This window comes from Kitasatospora sp. NPDC018058, assembly GCF_044327205.1.
GTDB lineage: Bacteria > Actinomycetota > Actinomycetes > Streptomycetales > Streptomycetaceae > Kitasatospora.
Window position 1 is genome coordinate 1 of sequence record NZ_JBIRFA010000017.1, and the last position, 16,259, is coordinate 16,259.

The window sequence follows — 16,259 nt, forward strand, 5'->3', positions numbered from 1 at the left end:
GGGGGGGGGCCCGGACGCGGGTGGGGCGGCGGCCGGGGGCCGTGCTTCTTCCGGCCCCCCGCCGCCCCCGGCGGGGGGGGGGGGGGGGACGGGGGGGGGGGGGGGGGGGGCGCCCCGCCCCCCCCCCCCCCGACCGTGGTGCGTCAGATGACGTGCAGGACCCACGCGTGGTTGGCCAGGTCCTCGTCCTTCTTGAACTTCTTCACGAGCGCCTTGATCATCTTCATGACTACTCTCCATTCCGGGATTTCGGGCACGGCGAATAGGTGTGGCCGCGCCGACGGTGAAGTTCGGCAATCCGGTCCGGAAGGCCGAACGGCTTCATCTAACCCTGGACCCTAACCGAAATCCAGCGTTCCTGACACCTCTTTGACAGCTCGTGCTTCATTTCCTCGCCGCATTGGCGGCCAATTCTTGGGGAATTCGTTATAACCTTTTCCGGGCGCCCGTCGTGGGTGACCATGGAGATATGGAGCTGAGGATCGAGGCCGCCGACCTGCCGGGCCGTGAGTGCGGCGCCGGGCCCGGGTTCCCGGGGTACCGGGACATCCACGTCGCCGTCCAGCGCCGGGGCCGCCCGGCCGAGTTGCTCGACCCCCACCCCGGGGACGCGCCGCGGGCGCGCTGGTCGCTGGAGTGCGAGGCGAAGCGGCTGCCGGACGGCGCGGTGGACATCACCGGCCGGTACGTCCAGGGCGGGCCGGGCGGCCGGTTCGTCTACCTGAGCTGGGTCGCCGGGGGCGCAGGCGCCCGGTCGCTGTTCCGCCGGGCCAAGCTGCTGCTGGCGGCGGTGGACCCGGTCACCGTGGAGGAGGCCATGGCGGGCGGGCTGCTGGTGGCCCGCCTCGGCCTGACGGACGTCAAGGGGCACCCGCTGTGCGCCGCCGTCCGCCCGCCGCTGGTCACCTGGTCGGCCGGGGGCTGAGCGCCGCGTACTCCAGCGGCGCCGACGGGTCCATCGATGTGTCCGACTTGGTGTCGGGAATAGGCAGGAGCCCAGAGTATGCTCCTGCAACTAATACGCAATAGTGTTACCCCGGCACGATCACCGTCGTTCAACCTGCCGAAAGGGGCCGTGTCCTGATGGGCGCCTACACGCTTCCCGACCTGCCGTACGACTACTCCGCACTGGAGCGGGCGATGTCGGCCGAGATCCTGGAGCTGCACCACTCCAAGCACCACGCCGCGTACGTGAAGGGTGCCAACGACACCCTGGAGCAGCTGGCCGAGGCCCGCGACAAGGAGCAGTTCGGCGGCCTGGTCGGCCTGCAGAAGACCTTCGCCTTCCACCTCTCCGGCCACGTGCTGCACTCGCTGTTCTGGCAGAACCTCTCCCCGGAGGGCGGCGACCGCCCCGAGGGCGAGCTGGCCGACGCCATCGCCGAGCACTTCGGCGGCTTCGAGGCCTTCAAGAAGCAGCTCTCAACCGCCACCACCGGCGTCCAGGGCTCGGGCTGGGGCATCCTCTCCTGGGAGCCCCTCGGTCAGCGCCTGATCGTCGAGCAGGTCTACGACCACCACGGCAACGTGGGCCAGAACACCACCCCGCTGCTCGCCTTCGACGCCTGGGAGCACGCGTACTACCTGCAGTACCGCAACGTCCGCCCGGACTACGTCACCCGCCTGTGGGACGTCGTCAACTGGCGGGACGTCCAGGCCCGCTTCGCGGCGGTCAAGAGCGCCTGACCCGGATCAGGCGACGGAAGGCCCCGGCCCGGTCGGGCGGGCCGGGCCCTCCCCCTCTCCCGGGCGGCACCGGGGCGCGCGGGCGACGCGGAGCATTGACGCCGGACACGGTCGGCTCACCGAGACGAAGGCTTGATGCCACCCGTTGTTCGCCCGGAAACGGCCTCCGGCCGCTACGCTCGGACCACCGCCGGTAACCGGCGGTCGGCGGCCGTACGGCCCGTCCGCTCCTGAGCGAAAGGCCGTCCGGATGGCCCCGCGCCTCTCCGTCGTCGTCCCGATCTACAACGTCGAGCGCTACCTCAGGGAGTGCCTGGACTCGATCGCGGTACAGACGTTCGAGGACTTCGAGTGCGTCATGGTCGACGACGGTTCGACCGACGACGGGCCGGTCATCGCCACGGCGTACGCCGCCACGGACCGGCGCTTCCGGCTGGTCCAGCAGGAGAACAAGGGCCTCGGCGCCGCCCGCAACACCGGCTGGCGCCACCTCAGCCCCGGCACCGACTACCTGGCCTTCGTCGACAGTGACGACACCCTGCCGCCGCACGCGTACGAGCTGATGATCCGCACGCTGGACGAGACCGGCTCCGACTTCGCCGCCGGCAACGCGCTGCGGCTGCGCACCACCGGCCTCACCCCCTCGCACGCCCACCGCCGCCCGTTCCGGGAGACCCGGCTGCGCACCCACGTGAGCGAACTGCCCGCCCTGGTCACCGACCGCACCGCCTGGAACAAGGTCTACCGGCGCTCCTTCTTCGACGCCGCGGGCATCCGCTACCCCGAGGGCATCCTGTACGAGGACGCCCCGGTCAGCGTGCCCCACCACTTCCTCGCCGAGCGGGTCGACGTGCTCGCCGACCCGATCTACCACTGGCGGGTCCGCGAGGACGGCGAGCTGTCCATCACCCAGAAGAAGACCGACCCGCGCGGCCTGATCGACCGGGTCCGCTCGATGGAACTGGTCCGGGAGTGGCTGCTCGCCCGCCCCGAACCCGCGTTCGCCGAGCACCTGCGCGCCTACGACCGGAACTGCCTGGTCGAGGAGATCCCGATGTTCTTCTGGTCCATCCCGGACGGCGACCGCAACTACTGGGAGGTCTACCAGCGGCACGTCAGCCGGCTGCTCGGCGCCATCGGCCCCGACCGGCTGGACGGCCTGAGCGCCCAGCTACGGATCAAGTACCGCCTGACCCTGGCCGACGCGATGAACCGCTTCGTGGCCGTCCAGCGCGTGCACCGCGCCGTCCGCCGCACTCGCCAGGCGGTCAGGCGTCGGTGAGATCCCGGGCCCGTCGCCGCTGCTCCCGGCCGGCGGATGGTTCCTGCCGGTCGTCTGCCACCGGCCCACCCCAGGGTCTGCCGACCACCACCTCTCCACCGGATCCGACGCGGCCGGGTGACGCGATCGTCCGGTTCCTTGACGCCGGACACGTTGCCGGGGCCGTGGAGGCGGGCAGCGGCTCGGCCCCGGCCGGGCCACCGAGGCTTGCCCCCGACACTGCCCCTCCGGTCCTTGCCCGCACCCCGGAGGTCGTCGTAGACCGGCTCTGACACGTCGCGACTACGGCTCGAATCGCCTGTCCAGGAGGTGGATGTGCACGCGCACGACCAGAAGACGCAGGGCCAGTCCGAGCGCCGGGAACACAGCCGGCCGACCGCACGGCAGCAGCCTGCGCCGCTGCACCTCCAGTCGATCCGTGCGCTGCAGCGCACCATCGGCAACGCAGCCGTCGTCCAACTGCTCGGGCAACAGCGGCAGCCGGGGTCCCCCGTGCAGCGCTCGACCGTCCACCAGGTGCTGCGGTCGCCGGGCCGCCCACTGGCCGACGACGTGCGGGCGGAGATGGAGGCCCGCCTGGGCGCCGACTTCAGCGGCGTGCGGATCCACGACGACTCCGCCGCGGCCCGCTCCGCAGCCGAGATCAGCGCCCGCGCCTACACCTCCGGCGAGCACGTCGTGCTCGGCCACGGCGGCACCGACAAGCACACGCTGGCCCACGAGCTCACCCACGTCATCCAGCAGCGCTCGGGCCCCGTGGCCGGTACCGACCAGGGCAACGGACTGTCCGTCAGCGACCCCGGCGACCGCTTCGAGCGCGCCGCCGAGGCGAACGCCGTCCGGGCGCTGAGTCGGACGATACCTCCGGCCGTCCAGCGGGTCGCCGCTCAAGCCCCCACGCCCGGGCTGGAGTTGCCGGTACAACGCGCCTTCACCGGAACGCCGTACATCACCTACGGTGCGCTGAACGGAAACGGCGTCGGCACCTCGATGCATGCCGAACTCTGGCCCGGCCAGCTCGGCAAGGGCTCCAAGCCGAGCGTCCAGCCGTCCTGGTGGCCGACCGGGAGCGGCGCGACCGCCGACTGGTTCAGCAAGTACATGGTGCAGGGACACCTGCTCAACGAGCAGGTCGGCGGCCCCGGCAACACCATGAGCAACCTGACCCCACTCTGTAAGTCCGCGAACTCGGCGCACCACGCGAAGGTCGAGAAGGACGTCAAGGCCGAGGTACTGACCAACGGCAACGTGGTCGAGTACGCCGTGACGGCCGACTACAGCACCCACCCGGCCGGGAAGGACTTCGGGCCGCTCCCGAGCTCGGTGGAGGCCGACATCGACGCCAACTACTCCGCCAGGCTCGCCGGCAAGATCGAGGCCGAGTACACCGTCTACGACACCGCCGGCACGGAACTGCACGGCGACGCGTGGGAGATCGAGAACAACCGGCTGTAGCACCTGCTGGCGCCCGTGAAGGAGACGTACGTGACCACCCCCCGCGCCCGGCTGGCCGCGATGATCGACGACCTGGAGCGCAACCCCCGCGTGCAGCTCCTGGAGGCCACCGTCGCACCACCGACCCCACCATCCGACATCGAGCTCGCCGTCCGCCTGGCCCACGGCCGCCTCCCGAACGGCGTCGAGGCCTTCTACCGCGAAGTCGGCGCAGTCCGCCTGAGGTGGCGTCACACCGTCCCCGAGCTCCTCCACGACGACCTCTCGGACCAGGGCCTCATCAACCTCCTCCCGCTGCCCGAGGTCTTCGCCGATTGGCACGGCGTCACCTGGCACTCGCCGCAGGATCAGGAGTACCGCCCCGTCAAACCCTTCGACATGTTCGTCCCCGAGGCCTGCGCGGCGTTCGTTCCCCCCCTCGACTCCGTCCACTACCACTACTTCGGCGAGGAGCTGTACGACACCGGGTACTCGTTCGACGCCTACCTCGAACGGCTGCTCGCCTCCCGCGGCTACTGGTACTGGCCGCAGACGCTCTGCCGGGAGTTGGGGGAGAGCACGGAGGTCGCCGCGTTCCGTCGCGCGATGCCGGTGATCTTTCCGGACTACGACGACACCCTGTTCCGGCCGATGCGACGCTGAACCGGTGGCGCTCGTGCCGCTCCCGCGCCGGATCGGGTGGCGCGAGCGCCTTCGAGGGGAGGCGGTGCGACGGGTGGGCCGGCGGCGGTCGAGCCGGGTCCGCCCCCTGGCCGCGGGGGACAAAGCGTCAGCCGGACCTGGCGGCGCGGCCACTGGGGCACTTCGTGGCCGTCCAACAGGTCCACCTCCTCGTCCGCCGCACCCGCCAGGCGGCCAGGCGTCGGTAACTTCCCGGGCCTGTCGCCACTGCTCCGTGCCGACGGATGGTTCCTGCCGATCGACTGCCACCGGTTCACCCCAAGGTCTGCCGACCTCCTCACGGTCACCCGCCGATGAAACTCACCGTCTCCGACACGTCCGCCCGCCCGGTACGAAGCCGCGGCACGCCTTCCTTCTCGAACCCCACCGCGACACCGCAGAACAGCACCAGACCGTCATCGGCTTCGACCGCCGCGCTGACGGTCTTGCGGTACATCGTCCACATGACTTGGGGGCAGCTGTGCAAGCCTTCCGCCCTCAGCAGCAGCATGACCGTCTGCAGGTACATCCCGGCGTCCCCCCACTGCCCGGGGCCCATCGTCCGGTCGAGGTAGCAGAACAGCACGACCGGCGCCCCGAACGCCTCCGAGTTCAAGGCGGCGATCTTCCTGGGCCGGTCGGGGTCGTCGCGCTCGATTCCCAGGGCTTGGTAGCGCTGGGCGGCTGCGGCGGAAAACCGGTCCAGGTACGGCGTGGTCAGTTCGGCCGGGTACATCGGGTACTCCCGCTCATCGCCCGGGTCCCCGGCCAGTGCGCGCGCCGTCGCGCACCTCTTCAGCTCGGCCAAGGGCTCGCCGGCTACGACATACACGTGCCACGGCTGCAGGTTCCCACTCGACGGAGCCCGCGTCGCTGCGGCCAGTACCCGTTCGAGAACCTCTCTGGACACCGGCTCATCGCTGAACGCCCGTACCGCTCGGCGGCTGTCCACGGCCTCGTACACATCCACGACTTCCCGTCCTCTCGCTCAACGATCACCACCATCTCTCTATCGGAATCTCACGCGGCTCGGTGGTGCGATCCTCCGGAGCGGCAGAGACGGGCTTCGACCGCCCCGATATCCGGTCGACCGACTCGTCGTTGCGGCCCTACTCTCGCGCGGTGACGAACAACGTGAAGACGGGCGAGGACTTCCGCGCACTGCTGCGCAGCCTCATCGGCCGCTTCGAAGACCCCGGCACCGACGTGCCGGAGCTCGACGACATCCTCCTCCGCTGGGCCGATTCCCTTCCCGACCGGGCTCCGGAACCCGGCTGGCCAGGCCTGGCCGACCAGCTGCTCGGTGCGCTGAACGCTCCGTCGGCCGGGCCCGCCGAGCCCGCACCCCTGGGGGGCCGGAGGCCGGTCGCCTCTTCCGGGGAACTGCGCGCCCTGCTGCGCGGCCTGGCCGCCGACTACGCCCGGGACCGCGCCTGGAGGGTGGACAGGCAAGCCCGGGGACAGTGGGCCGGCGACGGCGGTGGCTGGGCGAGCGCCTCGCTGACCGGGTTCCTGGAGTCATGGGAGGCTTGGCTCGGTGCCAGGCTCGGCAGGGCACAGGTGTTCTCGGGTGTTCAACCGATCGAACCGGTCACGTGGGCCTCCGTGGCCATGCAGCTTGGCGCGGCCCGCGTCTACGAGTGACGCGGTTCAGCCCGCGTGATGTCCCTACCGGTTCTTCCCGTCACCCCGGATGCCGTGCACGATGCGCTGGGCGGCGGCGTAGTCGTCCGCAATGCTCTCCGGGGCCCACTCCACGCCGTCCCATCGCAGGATCAGACGAGGTTCGGACGGACTGACGTGAGAAGGCTTCCCGGCCGTCCAACCGGACTGCCTTCAACTCGCCGACCGGATGACGGAGAGCCTCCCCGCGAGCAGCCCACAACTCCAGCGGCTCGTTCGCGTCTTCCACGATTCACTCCAACGCTGAGGCTCGCTCATCCAGTTCCTCGACGCCGGGTACGTCGCGGAGGCGGTAGAGGCGGGCGCGCATGTCGTTGACGGCGTCCTGAACCTTGATGGAGCGAATCCGTCCGCGCAGTCGAGGAAGTCGTTCCAGGACGCGAGAGCGCCGTCGATGTCGTCCTGGCGGAGGCGGACGGTGCCAAGGTCGGCGAGGACGATTGCGCGGGTGCGGCGGGGCCTGGACGGCGAGGCCGCGAAGAGCAGTGGCGGCCAGTTCGGCGTCGCCGGCCTCGGAGGCCAGGCGGAACGAATGGGCGTAGTACTGCTGGGCGGCGTCCTGGTTGCCTTCGTCCTGAGCCATCCATCCGGCCAGGTGGACTAGTTGTGCGGTTGCCGCGAAAAGCTGGCGGCCGACGGCTTCGCTCCAGGTGCCGTCCAGCCAGGGGGCGACGTCGTCGTGGAGGTAGCGGACGGCGAGGTGGCGGGCGTGTCCGCCGCCGAGTTCCGCCGCAGCGTCGCCGAGTGACTTGGTCATTTGGCGGATCGCTGCGACCTCGCCCCGGCCGACTTGGACCTTTCCACCGGACTTGAGCCGCACACGGCGGAGTACGGCGTCGGGATCAGGCAGGCCCAGCGCCGCGAGCGCGTAGGCGCTGGAGGCGGCTACGAATCCCCGGCGATCCACCACGTCCCTCCGGCTCAGCTCGATGACGGAATCCACGGTATCGCCAGTTCCGGTCTCTTCCTGACCAGTTGGCGGGCTGCTTACCGTTTCTGCTGGGTCGATGCCCAGAACCGAGATCAGGTAAGGCATCCAGTACTTCGGGACGCGTCCTCCGCGCTCCCAGCGGGAGACCTGGCCACGATCCGGTCCCGCGCCGCCCTTCCCTTCCGCTTCGCCGAGTTCGCGACCGAGTCTGGGCTGCGACCAACCCTTCCTTTCCCGAGACATCCTGATCAGGTCTGCGACGGTCGCGGATCCCCCTGGCACGGCGCCCTCCCTCGGGTCGGCAGCCGGTCGACCGGCCCGTAGTCCCCGGCGGCCCCGCGGCCTACTTCGCGACCCTCTGCCCGTCAAGGCGTGCGTGGCCGCCGTCCGGGAGGCCGGCCTGCCCGCCTCTCTGTCGCACACCGTGGGAACGTTCGTCTGCAACCACGTCGGTTCCGCCGTGCGGGTCGACGGCGGGACCGATCGACTCTGGCAGCACTGGTGGGACCGCATCCTGGACGTCACTGGGCGCCAGGAAGCGGGCCCCCCGATGCTGCCGGACGGCCCGTTCGACAGGGTCGTCGAGGAGAACTTCGTGGCCCTTCACCGGTGGAGTGCCGCGCGTAAGCGTGAGGTCGCGCACGCCACCAGACCCACTCGTGCCCTTCCCAGGATGCGGGACGTCCTGCGCGAGTACGAGCAGACTACCGGCATCCGCCTGGGAGGATTCCAGCTGCGGGTCACCGCACTGCCCGTCACGGGCCAGGTGTTCCTTCCGCTTGACGGCGACCGGATCGTCCTCAGCATCACGTTGCTATCCGATCGAGCGGAGTACCTCAGACACGTCCTGGCGCACGTCTGCGGGAGATCCAGCTGAAGTGCGGTGAATGGACCGCATTCCGAAAGCCGATCCCGCAGCCAGGCCCACTCATCGGTGTGCCCCCTGTGGCCACAACACCTCAACCGGAACGCCGCGATCCTGTGCATAGGCGACCACGTCCGCCGTGCCGCCGTAGCCACGGGCGGGCAGGCCGTCCCAGACGGCGAGGAGCTTGTCGATCTGCTGGACGAGGACTTCGCTGCCCACCATGTGGGCAGCTTCGTCGGACTCCACGTGCCCGGTCCGGTGAACGGCTATGGCGGACTCCAAGAGCCGGTCGTAGGTGGCGTGGTGCCACTGCGGCAGCCCATCCCGGTACTGATCGGCCGGAATGACGGCCTCCAGTTGTGCACCCCGCTCAAGCGCGATCTCTGCCAACCACGCGTCCGGCCCGTCCGCAATGCAGGACACGACGGTCAGTTCGTTCGGGTTCTCGCGCGCGAGAGCGTCTTTGAGTAGCTGCCGTACCTGCCCCTCGACCTCGGTCGTCAGCCCTCGGTGCCCCGTGATCCCGATCCGCATCGGATTCCTTCCTAGAGATAGACGTCGTGCATGCGCTCATCAAACTCCCGCACGACCTTGGGCGGCGAGGAAGTGTTGAACGTCCGTCGAAGTGAGCGGCTCCGTTCGATGATTCGCCCTGAGCGGTACTGGAGACCGACCTCCAGAGCCTGCATCGCGAGTGCGAATGCCGCCTCGATCCGCCCTGAGGCGAGATGGCCTGCCGCGACATCCAGGATCAGAAGCGCGCGCTGTTTCGCGTGACCGGTGGCGAGAACGGGGCCTGCGCTATCCGAGATCCACTTGGAGAGTCCGAGTTTGGCGCCGCAGGTCACTCTGAAACCGGCAACCTTGGTCTCATCGAAGCTGAACACCCATGGCCAAGGAGGCGGTTCATCTTCGGTGTTGGCATGGACCGCCGCTCGGCTGCGTGTCAATGCGCGGTCGGCACTCCGCTGATCACCTGTGGCTGCGTGCCCGAGGGCCTCCACTGACGACAGCCATGCGTCGGCGACTGCGGGAGAGCCAGGCTCCAGAATGCTACGAGCTCGCTTCGCAAGGCTGATCGCCTGGATTCCGTTGCCGGTGTGTGCTTCGAACTGCGCAAGGCTTCCGGTTTGGTAGGCAACCAGGAGAGGACTTGCCCCCGATCGGGCGGCATTGATAGCAGCCCCGTAGAACGATCGCGCAGATCCGTGGTCGCCCATGTCCCATGCCAGCCATGCGTTCAGGCTCGCCGCCTCGCTCGCGACGGCGGCGAGCCTGATCCGATGGGTAGCGGTCTGCGCTGCGCCAGCCAGCCCCTGGATCAGCCGAAGATGGGACCGGGCTGCATCGGCAAGTTCTCGCGAGGGCGTCGATCCGTCCAGTCGGCGGTAGGACGTTGTGGCAAGCCGGAGTGCAGCAGCCTGTTGCTCGGACTCGTCGGTGGGACCGGCGATGACTGCGAGCGCGGGCGACACCGCGAATGCGGCTGCTGCTCCCAGAAATTGACGTCTTTCCACGCTCTCAGTTCCGATTCTTGCCTGCACTGTGGATTCTGCCAACCCGAGCAGGGGAGCTGGAATGCCCAAGTTCTGCGACACCCGCAGCAGCACATCCATGGCATACGGGCCGATGCTCCGCTTCTCCAAGCGTGAGATCGCAGATTGCGACAGACCGCACGCTTCACCCAGCTGCGCCTGTGTCATGCGTCGATGGGTTCGCGCCAGCTCGATGACTTTGCCGTAGTTCCCAGTCCGGGATGCCTCCCGGACCACTGTCGAATTCCAGTTCAACAGCCCACCTAACGCTACAAGCACTGCCGCGTCAACGGACGCACTCCGATGCGGCGCCCGCATACCCGTATGCGGACGCCGCATGATCAATGGTCTCACGGCTGTGACGGATTGTTGACTGACGGTAAGGAATCGCTTGTGCGTCGGTGCCTCGACAGCTATCGAGACACCGACGCCCGGCTCTGCGCTGGCAGTTACCTGCCCGGCTGGCTTGGAGGGTCTTTGTGGTGGTCAGTCCACTGAGCAATGCTCGATTTCCGGTACCGCTGGAGTGGGGTGTGCCGCCAGGGGCGGATGCTGTGCCTGCGGCGCGGCGGCTCGTCATGGCGATCCTGCGAGAGTGGGGTGTGTCGCTCTCGGAGGATGCGCTTCAGGAAGTCGAGCTGTGTGCGAGCGAGGTGATTGCCAATGCGCTGGTGCACACCAAGGAGCGCTGTGTCGTGACCGTCCGCCGCCGTGCTGGGCGGGTGAGGGTGGAGGTCGCTGATCGGTGTCCGGAGCTCCCGCATCGGGAGCGTGATGCTGAATCGACTGGCGGTCGTGGGTTGTTGCTCGTGGAGGCGCTGGCGCATGCGTGGGGCTGGTGCGCGGCTGAGGTGGGCAAGGTGGTGTGGTTCGAGTACCTGGAAACCGCCGAAGCGCCGTGCCCCACGCATGGGTGGGGCACGGCGGACGACCTTCGAGCTCTGCCCGAGGTGGCGTAGTGGCGACCGTCGGGCGGCTCGTGTGGTGGGTGCTCTTCTCGGCCGCGGTGGTGGCCGGCTTCGTGTCGGGGTGTGATCGTTAGCCGAAGAAGGCGTCCAGGATTTGCTGTGCTGCCAATCCCGCAGGCAGGGTGCCGGCGCGGACCTGGGCTTCCAGCGACGGGGTGAGCCGCTGGACCTCCGGGTGCTCGTGCAACCTCGCGTACAGCTGGTCGTGGACCATCGCCCACGTCCACTCGACCTGCTGTTCGCGGCGCTTGGCGGCCAGGGCGCCCGTTGCGTCGAGGACCTTACGGTGCTGCTGGAGGCGTTCCCACAGCACGTCGAGGCCAGCGCCGTCGAGCCCGCTGCAGGTGAGTACCGGGGGAGTCCAGGCCGCGTCCGGCGCCTGCAACAGGCGTAGGGCACCGGAGAGTTCGCGCGCCGCCGCCTTGGCGTCGCGCTCGTGCGGGCCGTCGGCCTTGTTGACGGCGATGACGTCCGCCAGCTCCAGCACGCCCTTCTTGATGCCCTGGAGCTGGTCGCCAGTGCGGGCGAGGCTGAGGAGGAGGAAGGTGTCGACCATCCCGGCCACGGCGGTTTCGGACTGGCCGACGCCGACGGTTTCGATCAGTACGACGTCGTACCCCGCTGCCTCCATCACCACCATCGACTCCCGGGTGGCCTTGGCGACCCCGCCCAGCGTCCCCGAGGTCGGCGACGGCCGGACGAAGGCCTGAGGGTCGACCGCCAGGCGCTCCATCCGGGTCTTGTCGCCCAGGATGGAGCCGCCCGTCCGGCTCGACGTCGGGTCGACGGCGAGCACCGCGACCCGGTGGCCGAGGCCCGTCAGCATGGTGCCGAAGGAGTCGATGAAGGTCGACTTGCCGACACCGGGCACGCCCGTGATGCCCACCCGGACGGCCCCGCCCGCGTGCGGCAGCAGCCGTTGCAACAGCTGCTGCGCGAGCGTGCGGTGGTCGGGCCGGGTGGACTCGACGAGGGTGACGGCGCGCGCGATCCAGGCGCGCGAGCCGTCCAGGACACCCGTCACATAGCTGTCGAGGTCGATCGTCCGCGGAGGCATGCGATCAGAGGCTCACAGCTCGTGGCCGAGATCGGCCGCCAGCGACTTCAGCAGGTCGAACGCCGCGTCGGGAATGACCGTGCCGGGCGGGAAGACCGCCGCCGCGCCCGCCTCGTAGAGGGCGTCGAAGTCCTGCGGGGGGATGACCCCGCCGACCACGATGGTGATGTCCTCCCGGCCCGCCGCGGTGAGTTCGGCGCGCAGCGCGGGCACCAGGGTGAGGTGGCCGGCGGCCAGCGAGGAGACGCCGACGATGTGCACGTCCGCCTCGACGGCCTGGCGGGCGACCTCGGCCGGGGTCTGGAACAGCGGGCCGACGTCCACCGTGAAGCCGAGGTCGGCGAAGGCGGTGGCGATCACCTTCTGGCCGCGGTCGTGGCCGTCCTGGCCCATCTTGGCGACCAGGATGCGCGGGCGGCGGCCCTCGGCCTGCTCGAACCGCTCGACCAGGTCACGGGTGCGCTGGAGGGGGGCCGACGGGCCGGCTTCGTCTCGGTACACACCGGAGATGGTACGGATCTGGCCGGAGTGTCGGCCGTACACCTTCTCCAGGGCGTCCGAGATCTCGCCGACGGTGGCCTTGGCCCGGGCCGCGTTGACGGCCAGGTGCAGCAGGTTGCCGTCCAGCGAGCCGCCGCGCTGCGGACCGGCCTCGGCGGCGCGGGTCAGCGCGTTCAGCGCGTCCTGCGTGGCGGCCTCGTCGCGCTCCTCGCGCAGCCGCCGCAGCTTCTCGATCTGCCGGGCCCGCACCGCGGAGTTGTCGACCTTGAGCACCTCGATCTGCTCGTCGCTCTCGACCCGGTACTTGTTGACGCCGATCACCGGCTGGCGGCCGGAGTCGATGCGCGCCTGGGTGCGGGCGGCGGCCTCCTCGACGCGCATCTTCGGGATGCCCGCGTCGATGGCCTTGGCCATGCCGCCGGCCGCCTCGACCTCCTGGATGTGCTGCCAGGAGCGCGCCGCCAGGTCGTTCGTCAGCTTCTCGACGTACGCCGAGCCGCCCCACGGGTCGATGACCCGGCAGGTGCCCGACTCCTGCTGCAGCAGCAGCTGGGTGTTGCGGGCGATGCGGGCGGAGAAGTCGGTGGGCAGCGCCAGCGCCTCGTCCAGGGCGTTGGTGTGCAGCGACTGGGTGTGGCCCTGGGTCGCGGCCATCGCCTCGACGCACGTCCGCGTGACGTTGTTGAACACGTCCTGGGCGGTGAGCGACCATCCCGAGGTCTGCGAATGGGTGCGCAGCGACAGCGACTTGGGGTTCTTCGGGTCGAACTGCTTGACCAGCTTGGCCCACAGCAGCCGGGCCGCGCGCAGCTTGGCGACCTCCATGAAGAAGTTCATGCCGATCGCCCAGAAGAACGACAGCCGCGGCGCGAAGGCGTCCACGTCCAGCCCCACGTCCAGGCCCGCGCGCAGGTACTCCACCCCGTCGGCCAGGGTGTAGGCCAGCTCCAGGTCGGCCGTCGCGCCGGCCTCCTGGATGTGGTAGCCGGAGATGGAGATCGAGTTGTACCGGGGCATCTTCTGCGAGGTGTACGCGAAGATGTCCGAGATGATCCGCATCGACGGCTGCGGCGGGTAGATGTAGGTGTTGCGGACCATGAACTCCTTGAGGATGTCGTTCTGGATGGTCCCCGCCAGCTTCTCCGGCGGTACGCCCTGCTCCTCGGCCGCGACGATGTACAGCGCGAGGACGGGCAGCACGGCGCCGTTCATGGTCATCGACACCGACATCCTGTCCAGCGGGATGCCGTCGAACAGCTGGCGCATGTCGTAGATCGAGTCGATGGCGACGCCCGCCATGCCGACGTCGCCGGTCACGCGCGGGTGGTCGCTGTCGTAGCCGCGGTGGGTCGGCAGGTCGAAGGCGACCGAGAGGCCCTTCTGGCCGGCCGCCAGGTTGCGGCGGTAGAACGCGTTGGACTCCTCGGCGGTCGAGAAGCCGGCGTACTGGCGGACGGTCCAGGGCTGGTTGACGTACATGGTCGGGTACGGCCCGCGCAGGTACGGGGCGATGCCGGGGTACGTCTCCAGGAAGTCCAGGCCGGCCAGGTCCGCCGCGGTGTACAGCGGCTTGACGCCGATGCCCTCGGGGGTGTCCCAGACCAGCTCGTCGACGTCCTTGCCGGTGGACTGGCGCCAGGCGCCCTGCCACTGGGCGTCGGTGACGTCCGAGGCGGCGTCGCCGTTCAGCCCGATTCCGGTGAAGTCGGGGATCATCGCGTCACCTTGTCCTCGTCGGCGCTGCTCGCACCGGTGATCTGGTCCAGCAGGGAGGTCAGGACGGCGACCGCGTCCCCGCCCGCGTGGATGAACTCGTCGACCCCGGCGGGCACTTCGGCGAGCCGCCCGGCCAGCAGCACCCGCCGGGCGCCGGCCGCCCTGAGCGCGGCGGCGACCGCCTCGGCGTGCTCGGCGTACAGGGCGTCGCTGGAGCACAGGCAGGCGACGGTGGCGCCGGAGGCGGTGAACGCCGCGGCGAACGCCGCCGGGTCGACACCCTCGGCCGAAGCCGTCGCGATGCCGCCCGCCTGGAACAGGTTGGCCGAGAAGGTGGTGCGCGCGGTGTGCGCGGCGGCGGTGCCGATCGAGGCCAGGAACAGCTTCGGCCGCTCGCCCGTGGCGGCGAGCACCGCGTCCGAGCGGTCGCGCAGCGCCTCGTACGCCTCGGCGCGGCGCACCTGCGGCAGGCCGCCCGTGGCGCCGGCCGGGGCCGGCTCGCGGACCAGCGGCTGCTCGTCCAGGTGCGGGAACTCGCTGACGCCGGTGACCGGTTCGCGCCGCTTGGCGAGCTTCACGGAGCGCTCGGCCCAGGCCGCGGCGATCCGCTGCTCGACCAGGCCCGAGTCGAGGGCGGCGCGCTGGCCGCCGGCCCGCTCGATCGCCTGGAACCAGGCCCAGGCGGCCTGTGCCAGCTCCTCGCCCAGCTGCTCGACGTACCAGGAGCCGCCGGCCGGGTCGATCACCCGGGCCAGGTGGGACTCCTCCAGCAGGATCGACTGGGTGTTGCGGGCGATCCGGCGGGCGAAGGCGTCGGGGAGGCCGAGTGCGCTGTCGAAGGGCAGCACGGTGACGGCGTCGGCGCCGCCGACCCCGGCGGCCAGGCAGGCCACGGTGGTGCGCAGCATGTTCACCCACGGGTCGCGGGCGGTCATCATCACCCGGGAGGTGACGGCGTGCTGGCGCTGCGCCGAGGCCTCGGCGGAGGCGCCGGACACCTCGGCGACGCGGGCCCAGAGGCGGCGCGCGGCACGGAACTTGGCGATGGTCAGGAACTGGTCGGCGTCCGCGGCGAAGCGGAACTCCAGCTGGCCGAGCGCGGCGTCCACCGACAGCCCGGCGGCGGTCAGCGCGCGCAGGTAGGCGACGCCGGTGGCCAGCGAGCAGCCCAGCTCCTGGGCGGGGGAGGCGCCGGCCTCGTGGTAGGGCAGGGCGTCGACGGTGAGGGCCCGGACGTTGGGGTAGTCGGCGGCGCAGCCGGCGGCCAGTGCGGTGGCCTCGGCCAGCAGCGCGTCCGTACGGGCCGCGTCGCCGGTGCGGGCCTGGAGGCCGAGCGGGTCGGCGCCGAGGTTGCCGGCGGCGGAGGCGGGGGAGACCTCGCGATCCTCGTACAGCTTGAACAACTGCTCGGCGGCGTCCGCGAATTCGGGGCCGGCGTCGAGCGCCACGGCGGCCAGGTCCAGGTACACCCCGGTGAGTGCCTCGGGCAGGGCCGACACCGGCAGGCCCGCGCCGCCCAGCTCCAGCCAGAGCGAGCCGACGCCGTTCTCCAGGTCCGCGAGGACCGCCTCGTTGGTGCGCCGCCGGTCGGGGTCGGCGTGCCGCTGACGGACGTCCCATCCGGCGATGGCGGAGCCCTGCGGCCGTCCGCCGCGGACGAACGGCGGGAAGCCGGGGTAGCCGGGCTCGGCCGAGCTGTCCTCGGCGGTGTACAGCGGGCGCGCGCGCAGGCCGTCCTGGAGCGCGGTGCCGAGCGCCTGCTCGGCGGCAGCGCCGTCCTCGGGCTGGGCACCGGACTTGCGCAGCACGCCCTCGACGAGCTGCTGCCACTGCTCACGGTGCGCGGCCGGGAACTCGGCGGCGAGGGGGAGCCCTTCGGGCGGGACCTTCATGTCCGCAGGTTAGCGCCCGTTCGCG

The 16,259-nt window shown here is 70.5% G+C and carries 14 protein-coding genes and 2 pseudogenes; 8 read left to right on the top strand and 8 right to left on the bottom strand.

Translation table 11 applies throughout. The features are described 5' to 3' along the window. The first annotated feature begins 469 nt into the window (after positions 1-469). The 5 genes from ACH4E7_RS23965 to ACH4E7_RS23985 all read left to right on the top strand — a co-directional run bounded on the left by ACH4E7_RS23965 (position 470) and on the right by ACH4E7_RS23985 (position 5,065). Positions 470-925 carry a DUF5990 family protein gene (locus ACH4E7_RS23965; protein WP_396251067.1) on the top strand — a complete coding sequence of 152 codons (456 nt, stop codon included), beginning with the start codon at positions 470-472 and terminating at the stop codon, positions 923-925. 158 nt (positions 926-1,083) lie between these two features. Beyond that, positions 1,084-1,686, top strand: a complete 603-nt coding sequence (locus ACH4E7_RS23970; RefSeq protein WP_396251068.1) for a superoxide dismutase — start codon at positions 1,084-1,086, stop codon at positions 1,684-1,686. Positions 1,687-1,936: 250 nt separating this feature from the next. Next, positions 1,937-2,968 (top strand): glycosyltransferase family 2 protein, encoded by a 1,032-nt coding sequence (locus tag ACH4E7_RS23975; RefSeq protein WP_396251069.1) that lies wholly within the window; start codon positions 1,937-1,939, stop codon positions 2,966-2,968. 315 nt (positions 2,969-3,283) lie between these two features. After that, a complete protein-coding gene (locus ACH4E7_RS23980) occupies positions 3,284-4,423 on the top strand; it encodes a DUF4157 domain-containing protein (RefSeq protein ID WP_396251070.1) in 1,140 nt (379 codons plus the stop codon). A gap of 30 nt (positions 4,424-4,453) precedes the next feature. Continuing rightward, entirely contained in the window at positions 4,454-5,065 is a 612-nt protein-coding gene (locus tag ACH4E7_RS23985; protein WP_396251071.1) for a hypothetical protein, read from the top strand. A 322-nt stretch (positions 5,066-5,387) separates the two neighbouring features. Here the strand turns inward: ACH4E7_RS23985 and ACH4E7_RS23990 are convergent, their stop codons facing one another. Further along, positions 5,388-6,053, bottom strand: a complete 666-nt coding sequence (locus tag ACH4E7_RS23990) for a nitroreductase (RefSeq protein WP_396251072.1) — start codon at positions 6,051-6,053, stop codon at positions 5,388-5,390. Positions 6,054-6,205: 152 nt separating this feature from the next. Between ACH4E7_RS23990 and ACH4E7_RS23995 the strand changes: the two genes are divergently transcribed. Next, entirely contained in the window at positions 6,206-6,727 is a 522-nt protein-coding gene (locus ACH4E7_RS23995; RefSeq protein WP_396251073.1) for a hypothetical protein, read from the top strand. A 24-nt stretch (positions 6,728-6,751) separates the two neighbouring features. Here ACH4E7_RS23995 and ACH4E7_RS24000 read toward each other — a convergent pair. Together ACH4E7_RS24000 and ACH4E7_RS24005 are read right to left on the bottom strand one after the other, a co-directional pair. Next, positions 6,752-6,883, bottom strand: a pseudogene (locus ACH4E7_RS24000) (DUF6087 family protein); the annotation flags it as partial. 115 nt (positions 6,884-6,998) lie between these two features. Then, on the bottom strand, positions 6,999-7,802 hold the full coding sequence (locus tag ACH4E7_RS24005) for a hypothetical protein (protein ID WP_396251074.1): 804 nt from the start codon (positions 7,800-7,802) through the stop codon (positions 6,999-7,001). 188 nt (positions 7,803-7,990) lie between these two features. Between ACH4E7_RS24005 and ACH4E7_RS24010 the strand changes: the two are divergent. Then, positions 7,991-8,148, top strand: a pseudogene (locus ACH4E7_RS24010) (pyroglutamyl-peptidase I); the annotation flags it as partial. Between the two features lie 477 nt (positions 8,149-8,625). On the opposite strand, the gene ACH4E7_RS24015 reads toward ACH4E7_RS24010, so the two are convergent. Both ACH4E7_RS24015 and ACH4E7_RS24020 read right to left on the bottom strand, forming a co-directional pair. Next, positions 8,626-9,099, bottom strand: coding sequence for a hypothetical protein (locus tag ACH4E7_RS24015; protein WP_396251075.1), 474 nt, complete (start codon positions 9,097-9,099; stop codon positions 8,626-8,628). A gap of 11 nt (positions 9,100-9,110) precedes the next feature. Beyond that, positions 9,111-10,439, bottom strand: a complete 1,329-nt coding sequence (locus tag ACH4E7_RS24020) for a helix-turn-helix domain-containing protein (protein ID WP_396251076.1) — start codon at positions 10,437-10,439, stop codon at positions 9,111-9,113. Between the two features lie 215 nt (positions 10,440-10,654). On the opposite strand from ACH4E7_RS24020, the gene ACH4E7_RS24025 reads away from it, so the two are divergent. Beyond that, complete coding sequence (locus ACH4E7_RS24025) at positions 10,655-11,059, top strand: ATP-binding protein (RefSeq protein ID WP_396251249.1); 405 nt, start codon at positions 10,655-10,657, stop codon at positions 11,057-11,059. A 79-nt stretch (positions 11,060-11,138) separates the two neighbouring features. On the opposite strand, the gene meaB is transcribed toward ACH4E7_RS24025, so the two are convergent. Genes meaB through ACH4E7_RS24040 form a run of 3 tightly spaced genes read right to left on the bottom strand, consistent with a single transcriptional unit; the run spans position 11,139 to position 16,234 of the window. Further along, positions 11,139-12,125, bottom strand: coding sequence for a methylmalonyl Co-A mutase-associated GTPase MeaB (meaB, locus tag ACH4E7_RS24030; protein WP_396251077.1), 987 nt, complete (start codon positions 12,123-12,125; stop codon positions 11,139-11,141). A gap of 12 nt (positions 12,126-12,137) precedes the next feature. After that, the gene (gene scpA, locus ACH4E7_RS24035; protein ID WP_396251078.1) at positions 12,138-14,342 is read right to left on the bottom strand and encodes a methylmalonyl-CoA mutase; all 2,205 of its coding nucleotides are present in this window, start codon (positions 14,340-14,342) and stop codon (positions 12,138-12,140) included. Next, complete coding sequence (locus ACH4E7_RS24040) at positions 14,339-16,234, bottom strand: methylmalonyl-CoA mutase subunit beta (RefSeq protein ID WP_396251079.1); 1,896 nt, start codon at positions 16,232-16,234, stop codon at positions 14,339-14,341. Before ACH4E7_RS24040 ends, scpA begins: the two co-directional genes overlap by 4 nt. Positions 16,235-16,259 lie beyond the last annotated feature (25 nt).

What these genes read in the sequence shown, in the direction of transcription:
- ACH4E7_RS23965 (WP_396251067.1), top strand. Translation starts at nt 470, where the DNA reads ATGGAGCTGAGGATCGAGGCCGCCGACCTGCCGGGCCGTGAGTGCGGC.
- ACH4E7_RS23970 (WP_396251068.1), top strand. Translation starts at nt 1,084, where the DNA reads ATGGGCGCCTACACGCTTCCCGACCTGCCGTACGACTACTCCGCACTG.
- ACH4E7_RS23975 (WP_396251069.1), top strand. Translation starts at nt 1,937, where the DNA reads ATGGCCCCGCGCCTCTCCGTCGTCGTCCCGATCTACAACGTCGAGCGC.
- ACH4E7_RS24005 (WP_396251074.1), bottom strand. Translation starts at nt 7,802, where the DNA reads ATGCCTTACCTGATCTCGGTTCTGGGCATCGACCCAGCAGAAACGGTA.
- ACH4E7_RS24015 (WP_396251075.1), bottom strand. Translation starts at nt 9,099, where the DNA reads ATGCGGATCGGGATCACGGGGCACCGAGGGCTGACGACCGAGGTCGAG.
- ACH4E7_RS24020 (WP_396251076.1), bottom strand. Translation starts at nt 10,439, where the DNA reads ATGCGGCGTCCGCATACGGGTATGCGGGCGCCGCATCGGAGTGCGTCC.
- meaB (WP_396251077.1), bottom strand. Translation starts at nt 12,125, where the DNA reads ATGCCTCCGCGGACGATCGACCTCGACAGCTATGTGACGGGTGTCCTG.
- scpA (WP_396251078.1), bottom strand. Translation starts at nt 14,342, where the DNA reads ATGATCCCCGACTTCACCGGAATCGGGCTGAACGGCGACGCCGCCTCG.
- ACH4E7_RS24040 (WP_396251079.1), bottom strand. Translation starts at nt 16,234, where the DNA reads ATGAAGGTCCCGCCCGAAGGGCTCCCCCTCGCCGCCGAGTTCCCGGCC.